Consider the following 24,094-nt stretch of genomic DNA (forward strand, 5'->3'; position numbering starts at 1 on the left):
CTCTTCACCTACTCCGTAATCTTTACTCTTGGGTCAATCACTGCGTACATGATGTCAACAATCAGATTGCAGCCAATAATCATCACGCCTAAAAACACGGTGAGTCCCAGTGTGACGGAATAATCCCTGTCCGTGATGGCGGATATGAAATAGCGTCCCAGTCCCGGGATACTGAACAGCTTCTCAATGATAAAGGTACCTGTGAGCAGCGTGGCCACCAGCGGGCCCACATAGGTCACCACCGGAAGAATGGAATTCTTAAGGGCATACCTGCTGATGACCTCCCATTCCGGCACTCCCTTGGAACGCTCTGTCCTTATGTAATCCTGGCGCATGGTTTCCAGCATGCTGGAGCGCATGAGACGGGTGATATAGGCCACCTGGGAAAAGGCCATGCAGAACACCGGCAGCACATAATGTTTCCATGAGGTCAGGCCGTAGGAGGGAAATATCTTCCACTTCTCGCAGAACACATACATCATCAGCACGCAGAGTACAAAACTGGGCACCGAAACGCCGATGGTGGCCAGCACCATGGAGGCCCCGTCCGCCAGCTTCCCCCGCTTTACGGCAGCCACAATTCCCAACGGGATTCCCGCCGCAAGGGCCACTGCGATTCCCAGCGCCCCCACCTTTGCCGATACCGGAAAGCCGTTGGCAATGAGCTCATTGACCGTGGTATCCTGTTTTTTAAAGGAAGTTCCCATGTCGCCGTGGAGAAGGTTGCCGAGATACCTGACATACTGGGCCGGAAGCGGGTCGTTGAGACCATACTTTTCGGAAATCTGCTCCAGGATTTTTTCCGGCACATTCCTTTGCTCAGACGGACTGAAAGGACCTCCCGGAATGACATGCATCAGAAAGAATGTAATGGTAATAAGAATAAAAAGAGATAACACACCTGCTACCAACCGCTTGATTATGTATTTTGCCATTGCCATACCACCTTTGTCTTAGATAAACTGAATCCGGGCCGAACCGCCCTTGTATAAAAAAAAGGCGACTTAAAGAGCAGTAAGTTCACTGCGCCTTCGCCTGACATACTTAATTAAAAATTATACCCATTGGCAAGTTAAAAGTCAATAAAAAGGACTCAGTTTCACATTGCATTTTATGGCAGAAATACCTATAATTAAACTTGCGGCCGCCGGGCTCTGTGAATAAAGGGAATTTTCACCTCTGCCGCCGGCCGCAAGACGGAAAGAAGGTATGAATCACATGGAAATCCCTGTTATGAATGAGATAATGAGAGATACCGTGGTGGAGGTGGACCTGGACCGCATTGCGTACAATGTAAGACAGATTAAGGCCATGGCAGGCCCCTCCACCCAGGTGGCGGCAGTGGTGAAGGCGGACGGCTACGGCCACGGCGCCCTGGGCATTGCTCCCGCCATCATGGAAAACGGAGCCAGCCTGCTGGCAGTGGCCACCCTGTCCGAGGCAGTGGAGCTGAAACAAGCATATCCCGGCTACCCTGTATTAATCATGGGGCTAACGCCGGACCGGCTGCTGCCCTGTGTGCTGGAATACGGCATCATCCAGACCATCGACACCCTGGCCCAGGCCAGGCTCCTTAACAATCTGGCGGCCGAAAGGGGACGGCAGGCCGTCATACATATCAAATATGACACCGGCTTCCACCGCATCGGATTCCCCCGCGGCAAGGAAAGCCTGGAGGAGATTCGCCAAATCTGTTCCATGCCCTGGCTGAAACCGGAGGGCATCTACTCCCATCTGGCCCTGAAGGACGACGAGTCCAACCAGGTCCAGTTCCGGCGCTTCATGGATGCCGTCAATGCCCTGGAGCAGGATGGATGCCATTTTCCCTGTAAGCACATTGCCGACAGCATTGCTGCCGTTGATTTTCCTGAATACAGGCTGGACATGATACGGGCCGGTGCCATTGTGTACGGGTTAAAGGGGTTCCACAAGGGGCAGCTGGACATCCGCCAGGCCCTGACCTTTAAGACCCGTATCAGCCACATCACCCCTGTATCAAAGGGCGAAGGCGTGAGCTATGATTACCTGTGGACAGCGCCTCAGGACACCCGGGTGGCAGCCCTGCCCTTTGGGTATGCCGACGGCTATCCCCGGAACCTGCGGGGCAGGGCCGTGGTTACCCTCAGAGGTAAACAGGTGCCGGTGATTGGCGTCATATGCATGGACCAGTGCATGATTGACCTGACCGGCGTGCCTGAGGCTCAGATAGGGGATGAGGTCATCATATACGGAGACGGCACAGGGAACACCCTGGACATAGATGCGGTCAGCCGCCTGGCCGGCACCAATAAAAATGAAATCGTTGCCCGTCTCACCAGACGGCCCCCAAGGGTCTATGTGGGCGGAAACGGTTTTACCCCGCAAACTATCTCCCGGAAAGGATGACGCCATGAATATAAAACAACGGACAGAAGAATTATACCCGGAGCTGGTGCAGATTCGCAGGGAACTGCACCAGCATCCCGAACCGGGCCTTGAGGAGCACTGGACCAGCGCCTATATCTGCGGCCTTCTGGATAAGTGGGGCATTTCCTATGAATTTCCTGTGGCCGGTACGGGAATCGTGGCCGTGATTCAGGGGCAAAAACCAGGTGCGGGAAATACGGTTGCCCTTCGCGCCGACATGGACGCCCTGCCTCTGACAGAGGATTCCTCCCGCCCCTACTGCTCCCTGAATCCCGGCCGCATGCATGCCTGCGGCCACGACGCCCATGTGGCCATTGCCCTGGGTACGGCCCGCATATTGATGGAATCCAGGGACCAATGGTCCGGCTGGGTGAAGTTCCTTTTCCAGCCAGCGGAGGAAACCACGGGAGGCGCCCTTCCCATGGTGGAGGCGGGCTGCATGGAGCACCCCCGCGTGGATTACGTCACCGGGCTCCATGTGATGCCCACCCATGAGACAGGCGAGATTGAAATCCGCTACGGCGACTTAAACGCTTCCTCGGACGAGATTCACATAAAGGTCCATGGAAAAAGCTGCCACGGCGCCTATCCCGATACGGGAGTGGATGCCATTGTCATGGCCGGAGCCGTCATAAACAGCCTCCAGACCCTGATAAGCCGCAGCATATCCCCTCTGGACAACGCCGTCCTCACCCTGGGGACCATACACGGCGGTACTGCCGGCAACATCGTGGCAGGCGAGGTGGAGATGACAGGCACCCTGCGCACCACCGACCCGTCCGTAAGACAGAAAATCATTGATGCCATGACCCGGCAGGTAAGCTGTACCTGCCAGGCCATGGGGGGCAGCGGGGAGGTTGTCATTGTCCCCGGATATGCGGCCCTTATAAACTCAGACGAAATCGTGGATGTGCTGGCGGAGACAGCCGCAGAGCTTCTGGGCAGCCAGCACATCCACCAAAAAAAATTCCCCAGTCTGGGGGTGGAAGACTTCTCATTTTTCCTGGAAAAGGCAAAGGGAGTTTTCTATCATCTGGGATGCGCCAGCCGGGAAAAGGGGATTACAGCCCCCCTTCACAGCCAGGATTTTGATATTGACGAAACCTGTCTTAAGCTTGGCGTGGAACTGCAGGCCAGCCTGGCTTTAAAACTTTTAAAACGGAATATTGTTTAGAAAAACCACGATACAGGAGGAAAGACATTTATGAAGGTTTATATCAGTGTGGACTTTGAGGGGGTGGCCGGCTCCACTTCCTGGAACTCAACCAATTTAGGTGATTTGGAACACGGCCCCTTAGCCAGGGAAATGACACTGGAGGCAGCCGCGGCATGCAGAGGCGCCCTGGCAGCCGGCGCAACGGAAATCTATATTAAAGATGCCCATGACTCCGGCAGGAACATGGATATCTCCCTTCTTCCCAAGGAGGCCAAAATCATCCTGGGCTGGAAATACTCCCCGGATTCCATGGTCTGCGGCCTGGACGAAAGCTTTGACGCCCTCATGTTTGTGGGATACCACTCTCCGGCCGGCACCAGCGGAAGCCCGCTGGCCCATACCATGAACCGCAAGACCAATTACATTAAATTCAACGGAAGGCTTGCTTCTGAGTTCCTCATGCACGCCTATGTGGGAGCTTCCCTGGGCGTTCCCTCTGTATTCATCAGCGGCGACAGGAACCTTTGCAGCCATGTCCACGAATACGACCCATGCATCACGGCTGTGGCGGTAAAGGAAGGCATGGGCGCAGCCACCGTCAACCTGTCGCCTGAGATGGCCCGGGAACTGATTGAGGAGGGCGCAAAGAATGCCCTTCTGTCAAAGGATGCCTGCCATATGGAGGTGCCGGAAACCATTACCATGGAAATCAACTTCAAGGACCATTTCCAGGCACTGAGGGCTTCCTATTATCCCGGAATGGTTATGAACGATGATTTTACGGTTTCCTATACGGCCCACTCCATCAATGAATTGATGACAGCCAGGATGTTTGTGCTGTAACCAGGTACGGCTGACGGCCGGAACGTGATAACGGGCTGTCCTCTATGGCTGACAGAGGATAGCCCGTTTTTTTGTTATGATAATTTCAGAATGATGATTTCATATCTCCCGCTAAGCCGGCTTCCGGTTCTTTGCAAACATAACAGCATACTCAAGGGAATTCTTAAGGCTCAGCTCGCTGGCTGTTCCGGTCCCTGCCTGGTCAAAGGCTGTTCCGTGGTCCACAGACACGCGGATAATGGGAAGTCCCAGGGTGATATTGACACCGGCCACCGCATCCCAGGCCTGTTTGGCCTGGTCATAGACAAAGCCCACCACCTTAAGGGGGATATGGCCCTGGTCATGGTACATGGCCACCACAATGTCATACCAGCCGCCTCTGGCCTTGGAGAAAACAGTATCAGGAGGCACAGGGCCATCCGCCTGGATACCCTCCGCCCTGGCAGCCTCAATGGCAGGAATGATTTCCTGGATTTCCTCCTGGCCGAACAGACCGTGCTCACCGCTGTGGGGATTCAGCCCTGCAACTGCAATCCTGGGGTTCTCAATGCCCATTTCCCTGCATGCCCTGTCACCAATCCGTATTACATCCAGCACACGCTGCTTCTTAACCCGGTCGCAGGCCTCCCGCAGGGACACATGGGTGGACACATGGACCACCCTCATGTTCTCATGGGCCAGCATCATGGTGTAATTCCTGGTTCCGGTCAAATCCGCATAAATTTCCGTGTGGCCGGAATAGTGGTGCCCTGCCAGGTTTACCGCCTCCTTATTGAAGGCGTTGGTGACAGTTGCATCCACCTGTCCGTCCATGGCAAGTTCAATTACCTTCTCCACATACCGGAACGCGGCGTCCCCGCACATGGCGGATACCTGTCCCCGCACCAGTCCATCCATGGAAACCAGTTCCATGTCCAGCACGTCTATGGTCCCGTGGGTAAAGACAGCGTCCTTCACATCCTTTACGGCGCGGACCGTCAGCTCCTCATGTCCCACAATTTTAAGAGCAGCTTTAAGGACGCAGGCATCTCCCACAACAATGGGCCTGCACTCATCATATACGGCTTTGTCGGCCAGGGCCTTTACCGTAATCTCAGGACCGATGCTGGCCGGGTCTCCCATGGTAATACCTATTATTTTTCTGTCATCCACGCTTACGCACCTCTACTTTATGTAAATACGAAACAAAAATCGGACAAAGGATAGCTGTCACGATAATGGCAGCGGTAATCTGCGCAGTGGCGGCTTCCGCTACCGCTATCAGAGTGGCGTCCACTGCTGCCACCGAAGCAGGCGTTGCCGCCGCGTTGCCGGCTGTGGTTCCAATGGCTCCGCCCACTTCCGGATGCTCCATGCGCAGCAGCTTATAAACCAGATAGCCGCCCAGGCCAGTAATCAGGGTGCAGGCAACGCCCAGAAGGATACCGGGGCCTCCTGCCTTTAACAGGTTCATGATGTTCAGTCCTGCTCCCAGAGGGAATGCAAAAAAAGGAATCAGCATGGTGGCGCCAGGCTCGCAGAACTTGCGGATGTCTTCGTCCAGATTGCCCAGGATGCATCCCACGATAACCGGGACAATACAGCCGACCAGAATGGACATCGGTATCTTGGCAACGCCGGCAGCCCCCAGGGCAACCATGGTAAAAAACGGGCCGTCATTGATGGAAAGAATGGATACAGCGCCTACATCGGTTGCATCTCCGTACTCTCCGGCCAGGGCCGCATACAGTCCGCCGTTGGAGTTGGCCAGAGCGCCCACAATAGCCAGGGTGGACAGTCCCAGAAATCCCTTCTCCCCAAACAGGGAGCCGCAAATCAGCCCGATGATAATGCCGATTCCAACCTTCACTCCGGTGATGACCACGCCCTTGTATATGGTGACGCCGGCCTTCTTAAAATTAATGGTGGTGGCATTACAGAAAATGAACACAGCCAGAATGGGCATGGCTCCTGATTTCCATAAATAGGTTGTAAAGGTGCCGTCAAACGCGCTCCACAATACATTTCCGAAAAAGGTGTTGACAATTGCTCCCAAAAGCAGCGGCACCACCATCAATCCTCCCGGAATCTTCTTAACTGCCTGTAAAATCTTCATACTTAACGTTCCCCCTGTCCGGCTTTTATAAGCCTGATAATATTATCTACCGTATAAGCCAGGTTCTCCTGGCTGCGGTGCCTGCTGACGGAAAAATCCTGGGGAAGCCGGTTGATGGGGAACACTGCTGTCACGCCCATATCATAAGCCTTTCCAATCTCACCGTCATCCGCACCGCCTACTACTGCAATCACGGACCTGCCCTGCTTTTTGGCCCGCTCCGCGATTCCAATCACTACCTTGCCCCGGAGGCTCTGGGAATCCAGCTTTCCCTCGCCTGTCAGGATATAATCCGCATCACCTATGATTTCATCGAACCGCACCGTATCCAGCACGGTCTGGATGCCCATCTGAAGCCTGGAACCAAAGAATGCAATCATGCCCGCTCCCATGGCTCCTGCTGCCCCGGTTCCCGGCACCTGGCTTATGTCTGTCCCGGTTGCCAGGGCTATGACCCTGCTCAGATTCCTGATTCCCTGGTCCAGCTGAAGGACCATGGCCTCATCCGCGCCCTTTTGGGGTCCGAAGATATAGGAAGCCCCCGTTGGTCCGTACATGGGATTATCAATATCGCACATGGTTACGATTTCCACCTGCTCCAGAAGGCTGTTCCTTCCGGACAGGTCGATTCTGTCAATTTGAGCCGTGGTGCCGCCTGTGGGTATAAACTCCCGGCCGTCCCTGTCATAGAACTTAATCCCGGCAGCGGCCGCAGCGCCGCAGCCTCCGTCATTGGTGGACGACCCGCCCAGGCCCACTATGATTTTCTTAACGCCCCTGCCTGCCGCGGCAAGAATCAGCTGCCCCACCCCATAGGTGGTGGTGAGCCTTGGGTCCTTCCTGTCCTCCACCAGGGGAAGACCGGCGCAGGACGCCATCTCGATAACAGCTGTCTGTCCTTTGTCTATCAGTCCGTAATAGGACCGCATGTCCTCAAAGTAGGGATTCTTAACCGTGACATACTCCTTATCACCGCCCACAGCCGAGATAAAGGCGTCCACAGAGCCCTCTCCCCCGTCTGCCACCGGTATGGAGACAGTCCGGCTGCCGGGAAAATGCTTCTTTATTGTTTCTTCCATCACTCCGCATATCTGGCCGGAGCTTAAGGTTCCCTTAAACGAATCAGGTATTAAAATGAACTTCAATGCCATATCCCCCTTTATTCTTTTTTGATGACAATCCATTCTTTTGCAGCAACAGATTACTCTCTTACGATAACGGACACGCCGTCCGGAATTACAGTTACCTTGTAATCCTCCTTATTCACCATTGCCTTTGCCTTTTCAAGGGCCTCCTCCATGCTGTGGGCCGGAATCATGTGAAGCTCCTCCACCAGCTGGTCGTCGCAGGAAGACACGAATACAATCCTGGCCTTCAACATAACCCTGGCAAAAATCTGTGACTGCCACTGGTCTATGATGGTTTCCTCCGGTTTTCTGTCCATGAAGGTTTTCATCATGCGGTTCAGGTCCTTTTCGTCCCGGAAGGTTTCATGGAAATACTTGCCGCCGTGGCCGTCAGCCGCCTTGGAAAGCATGATGATAACGCCGCCTTCCTTTACCGTCACCTCTGCCGCCGTCATGCCCTTTACGGACTGGTAAATGTTCTGGTCCAAAGGATAGCCGCCGTTTGTGGAAATGACAATATCCGCCGGAACCGCATCCACCTGGCACTTGGAAGCCAGGAATTCCCTGCCCCTGCGGTGGGCCAGGTCACAGTCGCCTGCCACTGCAAAAATCGGGTCATGGGCAGAATCTATCACCACATTGACGATAAAGTCCAGCCCTGCCACCCTGGCTGCGTACAGCATGTCGTTGTGAATGGGGTTGCCCTCAATGATGCCGGTCCTGGAGTGCAAATCATCAATAAAAGCCGAGTTATGGTTGTACATAACTGTTTCACGGCTTGCCACGCCCGGAAGCACGCTCTTTCTTCCGCCTGAAAATCCCGCAAAGAAATGGGGCTCAATGAAGCCCTCTGCAACCAGCAGGTCTGCCTCCACCGCCAGCCTGTTGATATACATGTTTCCGCCTGAGGGCAGCTTGCCCAGATAGACCATGTTGTCCGTATCATCGCAGTCATGGACAATAATGGTTTCATGTTCCGTAATCTCAGGGCCGAACTTTGATTCCAGCTCCTCCCTGGTCGTTTCCCTGTGAAGCCCTGTGGAGATAAGGATGGTAATTTCAGCATCCGGGTTCCCCCTGCGGATTTCCTTCAGGATGAGAGGCATAATGATATGGCTGGGCACAGGTCTTGTGTGGTCGGAAGAAATGACCACCACCTTCTTCTTGCCAATGGCCATATCGCACAGCCTGGGAGTGCCGATGGGATGCTCCAGAGCTTCCTGCACCAGCTCGCTCCCCCCCAAGGGCGCCTTGTAATCGTGGAGCTCTGATACAAGCACACCGGCCAGGTGCGCGTCCTCAATCTCCGCTTTCATTGTTTCCTTTCCGTAAGGCAGTAAAAATTCTTTCATATGTTATATTCCTCCTCTTTCTTTTATTTTTCTCATGGCAAAAGCAGCCGCATCCTCTGTACCGAAGGCTCCCGCCTTTGTTACCAGTCTGAGCCCCTCATACGCTCCGCCCTTCACCCGCACCAGAGGAACGCCCACCAGGATTTCAGCCAATATCTCCGCGCCGTCTGCCCCGATGTTCATCAGCATTCCCAGGGCAGTGTCCCCGCCGGTAAGATACACGCCGGATACCTCTGCAGCGTCCAGTACTTCCTTGGCCATTCTGCCCATAAGGGAACGCACATAATCCCCCACCTCAGTCAAATCCATACCGCTTTTCTCCCCCACTTCCTGGGAAAGCTCAATTAATTCCCTGTCATAAGCCGTATCCGTAAGAAGGATGGTATCTCTTCCGCTCTTTAAATATTCCACAGCCATGTCCCGGTATTCACCGGCCCTGGCTGTTCCCATCATGATTTGGGCCACAGGCACCTTGACCATGGCGTATCCGGCCCTTTCACAGTAATGCATCTGTTCATTGGCCACCGAACTGATGCTGGCCACCACGCCGAAGGACGGAAGGGTGGGATTTTCCAGCTCCATCAGATTGTCAGCCATGCCCGCGGTCCCCACGTACAGGGTCCGCCGCCCGTCCTGCCTGGCGGCTGCAATGATTCGTTTCAGGTCGTCGTCCGACTCAGCGTCACATACAAAAACCCGTCCTCCATCAAAGGAAAACGATTGGCTTCTTACATCCGGCAGATATTTTAACTGTACCGGCTCCTCATAAACCTGCTCCAGCAGCTTTACCAGATTGTCTTCCATCACCGGATTTTTGGGGTCCTTGGACAACTCTGTCTTACAGATTTCCACGCCCCTTAAGCACTGCACACCGTCCATAGTGGTCCTTCCCAGGGCGGGAAGTGCAGGAGCAAACACCACCAGCTCCGGGTGCAATGCATCATCCACTGCTTTTATTTCCTGTGAAATGTTTCCCCTCATAGTGGAATCCACTTTTTTTATTATGTAGCGGAACTGTCCGAAATCTACCTGTTCTAATGAATGACGCACAATTTCATAGGCGTGGCCAGGCAAGGCATTCCTGCTCTCCGTATCAATCACAATGGAATTCTGTGAATCCACCGGTTTTCCCGCAAACAGGACTTCCGTCGGATACCCCCTCCTCTTAAGCTGCACTCCGGTATCATTTGCCCCTGTAAAATCATCCGCAATAATCAGATATCTCTCTTCCATTGGCCCCCAACTTTCCTTTACTGTTCATTTTTGAAACATATCAGTTTCTTTTATCAGCTCCGTAGTTTATTGTAATACAGGGGGCCTTTTCAATTCAAGGAAAATGTTGTATAATATGTTTAAATTTGTAACATTCAGAGAATTTATATTCAGAAGGAGGCAGAATGAGCGAAAAAGTCAGGATACTTGGAATTGCTCCCTACAAGGGATTGGTAACATTAATGAAACGGTACGGAAGCCAGAGGGATGATATCCAGCTGACAGCCATGCTGGGCAATGTGGAGACAGGACTTTATCTGGCAAAGGAACATTACAGGAACTACGACATCATCATCTCAAGAGCCAACACCGCAAGCCGTATCGCAAAGGGCGTGCCCATTCCTGTCATTGATATCGGTATTGATTATTACGACGTACTTCTCTGCCTGAAAACAGCAGAAAATACGAAGACAAAGTTTGCAGTCCTTGGATTCCGTTCCCTGACCACCATTGCGAAAAGCATATGCAATGTCCTGAAGATGCCTACGGACATATTTTCCATCAATACCACGTCCGAGGCCAGCTCCCTGCTGGACAAATTAAAGGAACAGGGCTATAAGACCGTCATATGCGATACAGTGCCCTACAACTACGCCAAACTGATTGGAATTACCCCCATCCTTCTCACCTCCAGCATAGAAAGCCTGAAGGCAGCTGTTGACCAGGCTGTCTACACATGGCAGACCCACAGGGATTTATATCATTCCCTGTCCCTTATGCATCAGCTACTGGACAGCAGCGCCAACCGTTTCCTTGTGCTGTCCCAGACAGGCGAATGCATTTACACCACACTGGAGGATGAAATCGCCGTCCCCATACAGGCAAAGCTTCAGAATGAATTGGACCAATGCTGCACCGGACGGAAGCGCTCCTTCTTTATTACAGTAAACAACCAGATGTACTCCATCACCTCCCACCTGGTGGATGAGGCGCTGAACCCCTACATTATTTTCCATATCATGCGCTCCGAGATTCCCCTGGCCTACTCAAAATACGGGGTGACCATCATGGACAAGCAGGCTGCACAAAACAGCTTCATGGACAGCTTTTACAGCAATACGGAGCTGGCACGGGAAATCCTTACCAACACCGAGGATGCTGTACCGTCCACCCTGAGTCTTATGATAACCGGGGAAACCGGCACAGGAAAAGACCGGGTGGCTCATATCTACTACGCAAAGAGCCCGCTGTGCGATAACCCGCTCTACGTCATCAACTGCTCCCTTATCAGTGATAAAAGCTGGGACTTCATCACAAAACACTATAACTCGCCCTTTACGGACAACGGAAATACCATCTATATTTCCAACCTGGACGCACTGCAGAAACACAAGCAGAAGCAGCTGCTCTCCATCATACTGGACACCAACATGCATGTCCGCAATCATTTGATTTTTTCCTGCACCCAGACTGCCGGAAGCGCCACCCCCCACGTTGTCTTTGAATACACCAATGCCCTGGGAAGCATCCTGGTTCCCATCAAACCGCTGCGTGAACAAAAGGAGGACATTATCTCATCTGCCGGACTCTATATCAACACCCTGAACCAGGAACTGGGCCGCCAGGTCGTTGGGGTCGACGATGAGGCGGCCGCGCTTTTGGAGCAATACGAGTATCCCTACAACAGGACCCAGTTCAAACGGATATTAAAGGAAGCCGTCATACGGACAGACGGTCCCTACATCTGCGCCAAAACCATACAGGAGGTAATCCAGAGGGAACAGGTGCTGTTCTCCGGATTCCCTTTCCCGTCCCAGTCATCCTTTGCCTGCCGCGGCGAGGACACGGCAGCCCCCGGAAAGGATATGCAGCCCGCCCCTCATCCCCCTTCCTTCTGCCTGGATACCAGCCAGTCACTGGACGGTATGAACCGGGACATTGTGCGCTATGTGCTGAAGACCTGCGGCGGCAACCAGACATCCGCGGCCAAAAAGCTGGGCATCAGCCGGACTACCCTGTGGCGGTACCTGAACCGGTAGAACCCATTGCGTACGGAAACCCCTGCCGGGTCATGAGGGAAAACAAATAACACCCCGGAATAAGCAGATTCCGGATTGACCAACACAACAGGACACCGGAGATTATAGAAATCATCCGGTGTCCTGTTGTTTACAGGGTATGTTGTTTCAATTTCATGTTCTGTGTTTTGCTTGCCTGCCTTCTGTCAGTCTTCTGTCCCCACTTCAATCACAGGCGCTCCGGGGCCGGTTATCCATTCTGCGCCGTCCTCTGTCACCAGAACCTCATCCTCCATCCGGAAGGACAGGTAGATGGACTCCACTCCCTTTTCCAGGTCATAGGGATAGACCCCGTTTTCCACGGCAAACACCATGCCCGGCTTCAGTTCCTCACCGGCCTCATCATGTATGGTTGGATATTCCACCACATTAAGGCCGATACAGTGACCGCTGGAGTGAAGCAGGAATTGGCCGAATTTGGAATCCCGGATGAATCCCTCGCAGATGCGGTTGATTTCAGCAATTGAAACCCCCGGCTTCATGGCTTCCTTGGCAGCGGCCACGCAGCCGCTGGCTGTCTCAGCCATCTCCCGTTCCTCCCCGGGCACGTTTCCCAGATAGAACACTCTGGTAAGGTCGGACGCATATCCGTCTATATGGCCGCTGATATCCACCAGGACATATTCGCCTTTCTCCACCACGCGGTCTGTTGCATATGTATTGAAGGTGCAGTACTTGTCAATACCGCTGGTCACAGTCAGATATGATATCTTATCCACCCCGCCCTGCGCCATCCTCATGGCAATGCCCCTGGATATGTCCTTCTCCGTTGTTTTTCCCGCCACAATGGTCTTTCCCGTATCCAATATAGCCTTTTCCGTCACCTGGCAGACATAGCGGATGCGCTCAATCTCCCACGGCGTTTTCACCATCCTGGCCCTCTGTATTGCCAGGGAACCGTCCGTGAAGCAGATGCCCGGCTGGGACTCAATGATTTTCTTCAGCAGGTCCATGGACCAGAAGTACTGCATGCCGTCTCCTGCTTCCAGTCCTATGGTTTTTGTTTGGGGCTGGATTTCCTTTATAATTCTGTCAATGATGCTTACCGGCTCCTCTCCCTCCAGGGGCCCCAGGTTCCTGCTGGCGGTTCCCCAGCAGTAGATGCGGCTGGTCCAGCTGGTGTACTGCACCGTGGTCTTCTCCAGTATTCTCAGGATAATGGCCGGGTCCCCCTTCCTGGGCACCAGCACATATACCGGCCTGAAAAGACTGGATGTATACCAGGAACGGTAACCTGTGGAATAATAGATATTTTCCGGAGTGGAAAGCAGCAGCATGTCTATGTTCTGCCTTTCCATCTCAGCCTGAAGCTTCTCATTGTGGAGCCGGAATTCTTCCGGCGAAAAAGATTTGTATTCCTGTGTCATATTTCCTCCTAATGATTATGCAAAAATTCCCAGAAGTCCGCCTATCAGGCCGACCACCGCAACCAGGATGATGATGTTGACGGACGACCATCCCTTCTTTACCAGTTTATATGTGCCAAGAGTCAGAAGAAGAGGCAGTGCTCCGGGAAGAATCACGTCAAATAACTGTTCCTGGATATTGAACATAACGCCTCCGCCCACAGGGACCAGGAGCTTTAAGCCCAGGGTCACATAATTGCCCACCAGGCCGCCGAGCACCAGACATCCCATGATGGATGCCCCCAGTATCAGCTGGTTAATCAGGCCGCTTTCCATGATGGTCACAATGGCGTCGCTGCCCTTTTCATATCCCAGCTTATAGGACTGCCAGTAAATGGTCCACATAAACAGGGCTTCCACTATAATGTAGCCAATAACGCCCATGATGTTGCCCGTATTGGTGATGCCGATGAATAATGTAAGGAGCAGCGGCGTCACCACGCCTCCGTCAATGGTATCACCGATACCTGCCAGAGGTCCCATAAGGCCGGATTTAATGGATGTGATGGTATCCCCGGTTATCTCCTCCGACCCCTGGGCCCTCTTCTCCTCCAGGGCAGCCGTAAGGCCGATGATACAGGCTCCCCACTGGGGCTCTGTGTTAAAGAACTGCATATGGTTCTGCATCAGTTCCGCACGTTTTCCTGCGTTATCCGGGTACAGCTTATTGATTACAGGCACCATGGCGTGGCAGAAACCGGTTCCCTGCATTCTCTCATAATTGTAGTTGGCCTGGTTGAACATAATCCATCTGAGCCAGGATTTCCGGATTGTCTTCTTGTCCAGAAGTACATACTTGTTCTCGTTATTTCCCTCTGCCCCAAACAGGCTGCCACCCACGGAGCTCAGCTTATGGCCTTTTAACTGCATATAAATCAGGGTGAATACAACGGCTGAAAATCCCAGGGATATCATATCCAGGCCAAAATACTGAACCAAAAGGAAACCGAAGAAAAAGAACACCACGGACTCGCCCTTAAAGATGGATTTCAGCGTCAGGGCAATACCGACTGCCGGAAGCATACCGCCGATGGTGGTAAGGACGCCCACTATATTTTCCCCTAAAAACTGGATAGCTGACTTGAGATAATCCGTCCCAAAATACACCATCAGGAAACAGGGTATAAAGGACATCAGAAACAGCAGCAGCTGCGGCAGCACAATATTCGGTATCCAGTAATACCTGGTGTCCCCCTTTGCCGACATTTTTTCTGCAATCCGGACCCATGCCGTATTCACCGTCATTTTCACCACCCATATGATGGTTCCCAGAAGTCCCACAGGAACTGCCAGGGCCATGGCTGTCTCCACTGGAAGATTGCCTGTAATGGCAATGGTGGTGCCCACCACGCCGGCCAGGCAGATATCCCCGGGAAGGGCTCCGCCGGCCCCGATGAATCCCAGATACAGGATGTTAATCTGGGCCCCAACCATGGCTCCCTTTACAGGGTCCCCCAGGATAACGCCGGCCAGGAAGCCGGAAACCAGGGGCCTCATGACGGTCCACCAGTTTACGCCCAGAACAAATGCACTATTTCCCCAAAAGTATAACAATGACAATAATGTGGCTGTTAAGATGCTCATACGCTACCTCCTCCAAATCAAATTCTGCCCTGCTTTACTAAAACAGGCTTCTGATGTTAACGGCCTTATCATTTGGAACCAGTTGATAAAAGATTTCGACGCCCCCTTCCACAATCCGCTTAAAGCATTCCACTTCCTCTCCGCTTGCCGACACATTCCTGTTAAAGGTCTTGCGGCCGTTCTTGGCCCCCATGCCGCCCAGAATCACCTTCTTTATTTCAATCCCCTCTTTGAGAAGCGATTCTATGATTTCCGGAACCTTCACAAGAATCAGGAAATTCTCTCCCCGTACAGGCTCCTCCTTCAGGAACCCCTGGGCATCGGATACCGACTGTATCAGCACCTCCACCCCCATGGGCGCAGCGGCCTTATAGATGCGCTCCATCAGCCGGTTCTGTGAAAGCTCGTCATCAATAATCAATATCTTATTGATTGGATACTGCTTTATCCAGGCCGTCACCACCTGTCCGTGAATCAGCCTGTCGTCAATCCTTGTCAAAACAATGTTCTTCATATGTTTTTGCTCCTTTCCTTTATGCTTCAGCCCAGCTGCAGCAGGACATGGCTGTCCACGATACCTTCCTTGGCTGTCTCCACCAGTCCCCGGAAATCACTGCTGTCACCATTCAGAAGACGGCGGTTAATGGCCTCTATCAGCAAAGGGAGATTGGTGCCCGTAATGTGGGTAAAGGAACATTCCTCCTCCAGCTGAATCATAGTGTTAAATGGTGTTCCGTACATCAGGTCCGTAAGTACCAGGACTTCCTGCCCTGAGGCGTTGGAGCGCCGGATGGATTGTTCCACGCCGTCCCTCATCTCCTCCAGATTACACCCCGGCTCCACACAGTAAGTCTCTATGTCTGGCTGGTTGCCCAGGATGAGCCGGGATGTCCTTACCAGACATTCGGCCAGCGAGCCGTGTGTGAAAACAATGATTTTATACATATTATCTCCCCTCCGTAATGATATTCTGTATGAATTCCGTCATGGCCCAATCCGGACAATTGTCCATAAGATAGACCATTTTAGACGCAAAAAGCATGAAATCCCAATTGGACATATTCATAATCACTTTATCCAATTTTTTCCGTAATAAATCCGTTACAAACTCGCACTTGTTAATGCCCGCCTCATTGTGGATATAGACAAACTCCACATCCTTTAATGCCGCGACCTTCAGGAACCCTGCCGCCGGAATCTCAGTTGCCTTCCGTTTTCTCACTTCTATGGCGCATCCGATATCATTCAGGTCATTCCTGGTCCTGATAAGCTCCCTCAGATAGAAATCCTCCCTGTGGCGTCTTGATTTCAGCAGATTGTTGACAGCAGCACAGTCCTTCTCATCCAGCAGCGGCGAAACCAGGACATAGGGTATCACATGTTCCCTGCTCCCCAGGGGCACGGTGGACAAAATCAAATCATACTGCTTTTGAGACGTTTCCAGGAACCGGTTGTAATCACAGCTCAGCACGGTCCATTGGGGATAGTTCTGGGACAATTTATGCTTCAGTATATTTGTGATGCTGTTGGACATATTGGAAACCAGAATCACATTCATTTTTTCCTCATCCGCCAGCAGCTCCCCCTGTATGTACAGCATCAGGTAGCAGATCTCATCAAAGCTTATCTCCGGCAGCCTGAACTTCTCCGTCAGTATCCTGCATATTATCTGGCATACGTTGATGGTTCCCTTATAATTATCCAGCAGTATATCTATAATGGGATTCCGGGCCGGCGTACTGGCGGCTGCCCGGTTCAGCATCAGCGTGATATGGGACACCACATTTACGTAAAATGTTGATTTCGTCCTCAGGTTGATTCCTGTAATCACGGAAAATGCATCGATAAAATCCTCTCCGAAGGCCACGGCCGTCTTCCTGGACTCCTCCTCCGGCAGCTCCCTGTGCATCAGGAAATTCCCCAGATGGGTGGAGGACAGAATGTTATAAATATGTGCTGTTTCCGATACCGACAGCGTGTAGCGGTAAGCGCCGCTCATCCGTGATGCCAGTTCAAATGCAATGGCATCTAAGGGGTCCCTTTCCTGTTTCCGGTAATTGCTTTTAAGGACCGGCTCCATGAAAAATCCATTCCGCACCCTGTCAATCATTACCAGCAGACTCACGGAAAATTGCATGTACTCCCGCTCATCAAACCGGTATCCGGCGGACGCCTCAATGTGCCTTATGCGCCCTTCCACAAAATTCAGGTCCTCCTCCGTGAAGATATCCAGGATGGTCATCAGGGTATCCGACTCAAACATACCTGCTGCAGACGGATTTCCTCCGGTATTGGCATTCATGTTGTTATTCAGGATATACAGCAGCAGTTCCGCCAGAGCCTTCCTTAAACAGCTCTCTGTTCCCTCCACCGACGTCCCCCCGTGTCCCTGGCTGATGTTCAATTCATGCTTTCTGGCAAAAGGCGCCAGGGCTTTCAGGTCCCCGGCTATGCTGCTCTTGCTCACATAATATTTGTAGGCAAGGCCGGACAGCGATGTAGTCTCATCCGAATAAAGCAGCAGGTTCAGGGCTATATCCATTCTTCTGGACAATTGGTTCCAGGACCTGGATAATGTGCTGGAGTCCATAAGCTCCATCATGTAGGCTGAATTCATCAGCCGTTCCCGCTCCTCCCCGCTGATTTCAAGCTTGATTCCGGTTCCGGGCCGGCTCTCAACCGCGCCCCCATAGGACTCCAGAATCTCATTGACTCCGGGTATCATCCTGCGCAGCGTCTTGTCCGATACATCCATCTTTCCTGCATAACAGCTCACAGGCAGATACTCTTCTTGTTCCAGTAAAAGTCTCAGGAATGCAATCTGTCTTGAATTCACGTCTTATCCTCTCCATACCTCCCAGGTGCCTTTTGATAACTTGATTATAGCAAGAGCACCTGAAGATTGTTAGTTTTGCGGTTTCCTTAATTTGTCCGGAGCCATGTGGACAAAACTGTACATACTGCTGTACAAATATGTCCTGCTCCGGTGAATATCTGCCTATTGTATCATGACAGCCTCTGCAATATAAGGTGGGGGAAATAAGCCCTGTTATGACGCACAAAAAAAGGAAGCCCTGCTGCAAAAGGCTTCCCTGACAAAAAAATAGAGCAGGTGATGGGAATCGAACCCACGTATCTAGCTTGGAAGGCTAGTGTTCTACCATTGAACTACACCTGCATAATGAATATATTTAATTGTAATCGGGGTGACAGGATTCGAACCTGCGACCTCCTGGTCCCAAACCAGGCGCTCTAGCCAAGCTGAGCCACACCCCGGCGCCGGCATAATATAACCTGTCATCCAATCCCGTCTTACGACGCAAGGATTATTATATACTATGCCTTCACAAATGTCAACAAAAATCCTACAGAAAATTCAGCGAAAAATGGGCCTCTCCCTCTTTGTCGATTTCCATGAGCATAAAAGAGGGTTTATGCCCGTCCTGGCGCGGATAGGACAGGCTTCCCGGATTCAGAACAATCAAATCCTTATCCCCTTCCTTTTTCTCCACCTCGTAAAAAGGCCTGTGGGTGTGCCCGAACATGACAATGTCAAAGCCCCTGGCCCTGGCCTCCTGTTTCAGGTACTCAGCCCCCACCGATACATTATAGTAATGACCATGGGTCAGCAGGGTCTTATACGTTCCAATCATCAGCTCCTTCTCTTTGTCCAGACATGAGAAAAAGTCATTGTTTCCCAAAATTATCTCTAAATCGCAGCCCTCATTGACCCAGGTGGCAATGGCGTGTTCACTTCCCTCTGCGTCTCCCAAATGAATCAGCATATCAAGGGGTCCTGTACGCCGGATTACCTCTTTTAGATTTTCATCCCTTCTGTGGGTGTCACTGACAATTAATATCCTCATCCTTCGTCCTCTCCATCTCTTACTTAAGCACATCTTCCAGGGCTTTCTTCATCGCCCTCAATGCCTTCCCCCTGTGGCTGATTTCATTCTTCTGCTCCATGGTGATTTCAGCGGATGTCCTGCCGAACTCAGGCAGATAGAGGATTGGGTCATACCCAAAGCCTCCGTTTCCGGCCGGCTCCCCGGCAATAAGCCCCTCCATCACAGCCTCTGTGTGGAGCACCCGGCCGTCCGGCAGCATGGCTGCAATGTTGCACACAAACCGGGCGCTGCGCTCCCGGCCCTCTGCATCCTTAAGGCGCTCTATGATACTGCGGTTCTTAACCTCATAGGGCGTATCCTCACCCAGATAACGGGCGGAATAGATACCGGGCTCCCCGCCGATATAATCCACCACCAGTCCGGAGTCATCCGCCAGTACAATATCTCCGGTCAGATTCCACACAGCCCTTGCCTTAATCTCGGCATTTTCCCCAAACGTGGCTCCATCCTCCACGATTTCCGGTTCAGCGCCCGCTTCCTTCATGGAAAGTATGGGAAGCCCCAAATCAGCCAGTATAAGGCGGATTTCCCGCATCTTCCCTTCATTACCCGTTGCAAATATGATTCTGTGTCCCATGTCCAAAGCCCTCTGCCTTCTGTTCCTGTATTATTCCTTTGTTATTCTCAGTTATTTCTTTGTTATTCCTTTGTATATGCCTTCAGGCACAGGTTGCAGGACTGTGTTTCCTCCACATGTTCCCACACCTTTCCGTCATGGCTCAGATACCCTTCGCCGTCCCTCAGGTCCACCTGGGCAATGCCGTCCCCGGCATCGTATTCAATGGCCACCGGATGTACGGTTCCCGGCGTTATTATTTTAACTATTATAGCAAATTTTTCGTTGTCCTCCAAGGGGATTTTTTTATCCAATGGAATCGTATAATAACCTGCATTGTCCAGTCTGCCCTTTGCCAGGAAAATCCGCTTACCCAGGGCGTCCTCCATTTCCCCGGCTCCTGCATCCGGCAGGTTACGGGCCACATACAACTCGTACTCCGTATTCCTGTCCGTTGCATAGAAGCCTGCGGCGGCCAGGTTTTCTCCCATGCCGGCCCTGTATGCATTGGCAAACCAGGCTTCATCCTGTCCGTAGCCAATCTGTCCCACCCATCCGCACAAATCGCTCTGATAGATGCGGTCATAATTGTCCACCGGCTCCACGCCTGTGTATACAATATTATGGACACCGATATTGCTGTCAAAGTAGGATACATAAAAGTATCCCTGGTCCCCGAAATCCTCTCCCCAGCTGTTGGTGCAGATAAAGGCGCCGTCCCCGGCCAGGTCCATATTAAAATTCTCCCTGGAATAATCGTCGTCCCATCCCACAATGACAGAATCGTGGTTCGGCTTCTCGCTTCCAATGTAACAATAGGAATTGGTTTCCCTGTTATAGTACACGGACTGGCTCTGATAATCCCTCATGGATGTATACAGAGAACTCTGGACTCCCCCTCTCAGGTACACAGCCCGTTTAATGGCCTCGTAATCTTTGGAAGGCAGGACCTGAATCTCCTGTACATGGACACTGGGCGTAAGACCGTCCGGCGAAACTCCGTCCCCATATGGGTCCTGGGATTCCAGCACAGGGCCCTGCCAGGCCAGCAGATAGGCCATGGACATGGTGTACTCACCGCCCTCGTCCTGTCCCAGAAGAAAACTGTTGTGCATGGACATATGGTCCACTGCAAAGGTCATGGGTTTTCCCGGAAGCAGGGAGGACTCCAGGGCTGTCAGGGAAGCAAATGCCCAGCAGGTTCCCAGGGACCCCTGGTTTCCAATCTGGGGCGCCCTTCCTGTCTTCCGGTAGTCATAGGCCGAAGGAAGCTTCACATTTACCATATCCCGTCTGTCCCACCGGTATTGGCTGCCCGTACCGCTGCCTGGTGCCGTTGCGCCGCCCTGTCCCGGGGCATTGGTACCAGTATCTGTTTCCCGTGGGCCTGCTTCAAAACCGCCTGTCCCGGAGGGGGGCCGGATTCCGTCAGGGTCCTGGGCCCCGCCGGGATTCTGCACCCCGCCAGGGTCCTGGGGCCTATCAGGGTTTTTAAGTCCCTCCATGTTCTGTGTCTCAGCCGGATTCACCGTATGGCCGCATCCGGCCGTCCCCAGCGCCGCCATAACAGCCAGAAACAGGACGGCTGCCCTTTTTCTTATTCCATTCCGTATTATATCTGTTGCAACAACCATTGGCAGCCCTCTCAATTTGTACCGTTCTCCTGGCTGCGCCTGGGCGGCTTTGGCCCCATGAACTGATAAAAATAGGTTTTCAGCATGCCGTTGTATATCTTCCTGTTTTTGTCCGCCTTCCGTCCAATATACTTCTGTGCGTCTTCATAGGAAGTAATGAGATACATGGACCAGGCGTCCAGGGCTTCAAAGCGCTCCCCTATCTCCCGGTATAGTGCGGGAAGGTTCGCCTTTTCCTCAATCCTCTCGCCGTAGGGCGGATTGGAAATGATAAAGCCGTACTTCTTAGGATGGCTCAGCGCGCTGACCGGGCGCTGCTGGAAGTGAATCATGTGGTCCACCCCGGCTGACTGGGCATTGGACCTGGCGGCCTTTATAATGTCGCCGTCCACGTCATATCCCTGGATGTCCGCCTGAACATCCCCGTCCACCAGGTCATTGGCCTCGTCCATGGCCTCGTACCAACACTTGCGCTTGATAACATTCTTCCACTCCTCAGCCAGAAAAGAACGGTTCATGCCCGGCGCCATATTGGCCGCCATCATGGCCGCCTCAATGGGAAAAGTACCGCTTCCGCAGAAGGGGTCCACCAGGATTCTGTCCCGGTTCCAGGGTGTAAGGAGAATCAGGGCAGCCGCCAGGGTCTCCGTAATGGGGGCTTTGCTGGTCAGTGTCCTGTACCCGCGCTTGTGCAGTGATTCTCCGCTGGTATCAATGCCGACTGTCACCACATCCTTGTAAAGGAACACCCTCAGCGGATAGCTGGCTCCGTTTTCAGGGAACCAGGTAACCCCATAACGGTTTTTCAGCCGTTCCACCATGGCCTTTTTCATAATGGACTGTATATCCGACGGGCTGAACAGCTTGCTCTTGATGGAGGACGCCTTTGCAACCCAGAACTTCCCGTCTTCCGGTATGAAGTCCTCCCACGGAATATCCCTGGTGCCCTGAAACAGCTCCTCAAAGGTTTCCGCCTTAAAGCTTCCCGCCTTGAGAAGCACTCTCTCTGCCGTGCGGAGGAACACATTGGCACGGCAAATAGCCTCGTCATCTCCTATAAACGTAACGCGGCCGTCCTCCACCAGGGATATCTCATATCCCAGGTCCAATATTTCTTTCTTAAGTACTGCCTCCAGCCCAAAATGGCAGGGGGCAATCAATTCGAATGTTTTCAATGAATTTTCCTCTCAATCAGCCTCTCTTTTTTACAGCTTCAGTTCCTTAACCAGTTCACCCTCCAGAGTCCGTATAGAAAATACGCCATCCTCCAGCATGGCATAGGTGTTGGGATTACCTCCCTTTGGAATGGACACAGAACCTGGATTTAACACAGCAATGCGCCCGCATCCCTCCGCCTCCATCATCTCGGCCTTCAGCAGATGGGTATGTCCGTGGACCAGGATGTCACCGTCCTGCAATGGCGGAAGGCGGTCCTGATTGTATACATGTCCGTGGGTGACATAGAAAGCCCTTCCGTCAAATACCAGAAGACCGTAGTCAGCCAGTATGGGGAACTCCAGAACCATCTGGTCCACCTCTGTGTCGCAGTTTCCCCTGATTGCATAAATCTGGTTTTTAAGGGGATTCAGCATAGCAATCACTTCCTTGGGCGCATACTCCCTGGGCAGGTCATTGCGGGGACCGTGATACAGGATGTCTCCCAGAATTACAAGCCGTCCAGCTCCTGATTGACTGTATATATCCAGCATCTTCCTGCAATAATATGCAGAACCATGTATATCAGATGCAAACATTATCTTCATGGGTCTGTCTCCTCTAAAATAGAATAATCACGTTTCTATTCTAAAGCCGAAAGCGGCCTTCTGTCAATGTATTTCCCCCTGTAATTCAACATTCCGCCCGCCAGGTCCACGGCATGATAACCCATCCTCCACAGGTCCCGGCAGACCACCATGCTCTTGGCCCCCCTGTCACAGTAAAATACAATGGTTCCATCCCTGCGGATTTCCCCCATCAGGTCCTGAAGCTCATCATAGGGAATGTTCACGCTTCCCCATATCCTGTCCTGTTCAAACATCCAGGGCTCCCTCAGGTCCACTAACTGGGCAATCTTCCCCTGCTCCAGCCATTCATCAAACTGTCTGTATGATATCATTGGAAATGTCGTCATTTCCCACTCACCTTCCCTTTCTGTCACGTTCTGTCCGGGCCGAAACCTGTCATTCGTGTCCTACTACCAATATATGCAGGCATTTCCATGGGGTGAGGACAAGAAAAAGCCCACTCCGCATCATGCGAAGCAGGCCCCTTCCATCATCTGTACTCAGTACGCTGCAGCTTTTTCGATATTAATAGTTGTTGTTCTGGCTGCTGTTGCGGCTGCTGTTCTGAGAGCTGTTCTGAGAACTGTTTCTGGAGCTGTTCTGAGAGCTGTTCTGAGAATTGTTCTGAGAACTGTTCTGAGAACTGTTCCTGGAACTGTTCTGGGAATTGTTCTGGGAATTGTTCTGAGAGCTGTTCTGGCTGTTATTCTGCTGGCTGCAGTTTCTTGAGCTGTTTTCCATGTCGTTGTTGAAGTTATTCTTATTGGACATCTTCAATACCTCCTAAAAACATTCTTATTTAGTTACAGCAATAGTATGGCAGAATTGCACCACTTTTATACGATAAAATAAAAAAAGGTTGCTTTTTTCCATAAAACCTGTCTTTCGGAGTTGAACTAAAAAAATGGTGCTAAGCCATGGGTTAGAACCTATGACTTAGCACTCTATTTATG

22 protein-coding genes and 2 tRNA genes are annotated in these 24,094 nt (G+C 52.2%); 5 read left to right on the forward strand and 19 right to left on the reverse strand.

The window, feature by feature from the left end; translation table 11 throughout:
• Positions 1-8: 8 nt before the first annotated feature.
• Entirely contained in the window at positions 9-935 is a 927-nt protein-coding gene (locus I2H39_RS18820) for an ABC transporter permease (RefSeq protein ID WP_195627282.1), read from the reverse strand.
• 298 nt (positions 936-1,233) lie between these two features.
• On the opposite strand from I2H39_RS18820, the gene alr reads away from it, so the two are divergent.
• From alr to I2H39_RS18835, 3 genes are read left to right on the forward strand one after another with little or no spacing between them, the layout of a single operon-like run.
• Entirely contained in the window at positions 1,234-2,385 is a 1,152-nt protein-coding gene (gene alr, locus I2H39_RS18825) for an alanine racemase (protein WP_227146449.1), read from the forward strand.
• Positions 2,386-2,389: 4 nt separating this feature from the next.
• Positions 2,390-3,580, forward strand: coding sequence for a M20 family metallopeptidase (locus tag I2H39_RS18830; RefSeq protein WP_195627283.1), 1,191 nt, complete (start codon positions 2,390-2,392; stop codon positions 3,578-3,580).
• Between the two features lie 30 nt (positions 3,581-3,610).
• Complete coding sequence (locus tag I2H39_RS18835) at positions 3,611-4,405, forward strand: M55 family metallopeptidase (RefSeq protein ID WP_138309691.1); 795 nt, start codon at positions 3,611-3,613, stop codon at positions 4,403-4,405.
• Positions 4,406-4,516: 111 nt separating this feature from the next.
• On the opposite strand, the gene pdxA is transcribed toward I2H39_RS18835, so the two are convergent.
• From pdxA to I2H39_RS18860, 5 genes are read right to left on the reverse strand one after another with little or no spacing between them, the layout of a single operon-like run.
• A complete protein-coding gene (pdxA, locus tag I2H39_RS18840) occupies positions 4,517-5,557 on the reverse strand; it encodes a 4-hydroxythreonine-4-phosphate dehydrogenase PdxA (RefSeq protein WP_330640739.1) in 1,041 nt (346 codons plus the stop codon).
• The gene (locus I2H39_RS18845; protein WP_138309692.1) at positions 5,550-6,500 is read right to left on the reverse strand and encodes a 2-keto-3-deoxygluconate permease; all 951 of its coding nucleotides are present in this window, start codon (positions 6,498-6,500) and stop codon (positions 5,550-5,552) included. The genes pdxA and I2H39_RS18845 overlap by 8 nt, the downstream gene beginning before the upstream one ends.
• A gap of 2 nt (positions 6,501-6,502) precedes the next feature.
• Positions 6,503-7,645: a glycerate kinase gene (locus I2H39_RS18850; RefSeq protein ID WP_195627284.1), complete on the reverse strand. Its 1,143-nt coding sequence runs from the start codon at positions 7,643-7,645 to the stop codon at positions 6,503-6,505.
• Positions 7,646-7,701: 56 nt separating this feature from the next.
• Complete coding sequence (gene larA, locus I2H39_RS18855; RefSeq protein WP_195627285.1) at positions 7,702-8,979, reverse strand: nickel-dependent lactate racemase; 1,278 nt, start codon at positions 8,977-8,979, stop codon at positions 7,702-7,704.
• A gap of 3 nt (positions 8,980-8,982) precedes the next feature.
• Positions 8,983-10,212, reverse strand: a complete 1,230-nt coding sequence (locus I2H39_RS18860) for a four-carbon acid sugar kinase family protein (RefSeq protein ID WP_138309695.1) — start codon at positions 10,210-10,212, stop codon at positions 8,983-8,985.
• Positions 10,213-10,376: 164 nt separating this feature from the next.
• On the opposite strand from I2H39_RS18860, the gene I2H39_RS18865 reads away from it, so the two are divergent.
• Positions 10,377-12,230 carry a sigma-54-dependent Fis family transcriptional regulator gene (locus I2H39_RS18865; protein WP_138309696.1) on the forward strand — a complete coding sequence of 618 codons (1,854 nt, stop codon included), beginning with the start codon at positions 10,377-10,379 and terminating at the stop codon, positions 12,228-12,230.
• 185 nt (positions 12,231-12,415) lie between these two features.
• Here the strand turns inward: I2H39_RS18865 and I2H39_RS18870 are convergent, their stop codons facing one another.
• From I2H39_RS18870 to I2H39_RS18930, 13 genes are all read right to left on the reverse strand, one after another.
• Positions 12,416-13,636 (reverse strand): Xaa-Pro peptidase family protein, encoded by a 1,221-nt coding sequence (locus tag I2H39_RS18870; RefSeq protein ID WP_138309697.1) that lies wholly within the window; start codon positions 13,634-13,636, stop codon positions 12,416-12,418.
• Between the two features lie 15 nt (positions 13,637-13,651).
• The gene (locus I2H39_RS18875; RefSeq protein ID WP_138309698.1) at positions 13,652-15,259 is read right to left on the reverse strand and encodes a PTS system mannose/fructose/sorbose family transporter subunit IID; all 1,608 of its coding nucleotides are present in this window, start codon (positions 15,257-15,259) and stop codon (positions 13,652-13,654) included.
• A 37-nt stretch (positions 15,260-15,296) separates the two neighbouring features.
• Positions 15,297-15,773 carry a PTS sugar transporter subunit IIB gene (locus I2H39_RS18880; protein ID WP_138309699.1) on the reverse strand — a complete coding sequence of 159 codons (477 nt, stop codon included), beginning with the start codon at positions 15,771-15,773 and terminating at the stop codon, positions 15,297-15,299.
• Between the two features lie 26 nt (positions 15,774-15,799).
• Positions 15,800-16,204 carry a PTS mannose transporter subunit IIAB gene (locus tag I2H39_RS18885; RefSeq protein WP_138309700.1) on the reverse strand — a complete coding sequence of 135 codons (405 nt, stop codon included), beginning with the start codon at positions 16,202-16,204 and terminating at the stop codon, positions 15,800-15,802.
• 1 nt (position 16,205) lies between these two features.
• Positions 16,206-18,095, reverse strand: coding sequence for a PRD domain-containing protein (locus I2H39_RS18890; protein ID WP_138309701.1), 1,890 nt, complete (start codon positions 18,093-18,095; stop codon positions 16,206-16,208).
• Between the two features lie 271 nt (positions 18,096-18,366).
• Positions 18,367-18,437 (reverse strand) — tRNA-Gly (locus tag I2H39_RS18895).
• Positions 18,438-18,460: 23 nt separating this feature from the next.
• Positions 18,461-18,535 (reverse strand) — tRNA-Pro (locus I2H39_RS18900).
• Between the two features lie 89 nt (positions 18,536-18,624).
• The gene (locus I2H39_RS18905; protein WP_138309702.1) at positions 18,625-19,125 is read right to left on the reverse strand and encodes a YfcE family phosphodiesterase; all 501 of its coding nucleotides are present in this window, start codon (positions 19,123-19,125) and stop codon (positions 18,625-18,627) included.
• Positions 19,126-19,144: 19 nt separating this feature from the next.
• Positions 19,145-19,744 carry an RdgB/HAM1 family non-canonical purine NTP pyrophosphatase gene (rdgB, locus tag I2H39_RS18910; RefSeq protein WP_138309703.1) on the reverse strand — a complete coding sequence of 200 codons (600 nt, stop codon included), beginning with the start codon at positions 19,742-19,744 and terminating at the stop codon, positions 19,145-19,147.
• 62 nt (positions 19,745-19,806) lie between these two features.
• Positions 19,807-21,357: a lectin like domain-containing protein gene (locus tag I2H39_RS18915; RefSeq protein WP_195627286.1), complete on the reverse strand. Its 1,551-nt coding sequence runs from the start codon at positions 21,355-21,357 to the stop codon at positions 19,807-19,809.
• A gap of 11 nt (positions 21,358-21,368) precedes the next feature.
• A complete protein-coding gene (locus I2H39_RS18920; RefSeq protein ID WP_195627287.1) occupies positions 21,369-22,532 on the reverse strand; it encodes a class I SAM-dependent RNA methyltransferase in 1,164 nt (387 codons plus the stop codon).
• A 30-nt stretch (positions 22,533-22,562) separates the two neighbouring features.
• Positions 22,563-23,120, reverse strand: a complete 558-nt coding sequence (gene yfcE, locus I2H39_RS18925) for a phosphodiesterase (RefSeq protein WP_138309706.1) — start codon at positions 23,118-23,120, stop codon at positions 22,563-22,565.
• Between the two features lie 35 nt (positions 23,121-23,155).
• Complete coding sequence (locus tag I2H39_RS18930; protein WP_243277691.1) at positions 23,156-23,473, reverse strand: rhodanese-like domain-containing protein; 318 nt, start codon at positions 23,471-23,473, stop codon at positions 23,156-23,158.
• A gap of 88 nt (positions 23,474-23,561) precedes the next feature.
• Between I2H39_RS18930 and I2H39_RS28895 the strand changes: the two genes are divergently transcribed.
• A complete protein-coding gene (locus I2H39_RS28895; protein ID WP_178332166.1) occupies positions 23,562-23,870 on the forward strand; it encodes a hypothetical protein in 309 nt (102 codons plus the stop codon).
• Positions 23,871-24,094 lie beyond the last annotated feature (224 nt).

Origin of the sequence: Clostridium sp. 1001283B150225_161107_B6 (assembly GCF_015556325.1) — a bacterium.
GTDB lineage: Bacteria > Bacillota > Clostridia > Lachnospirales > Lachnospiraceae > Enterocloster.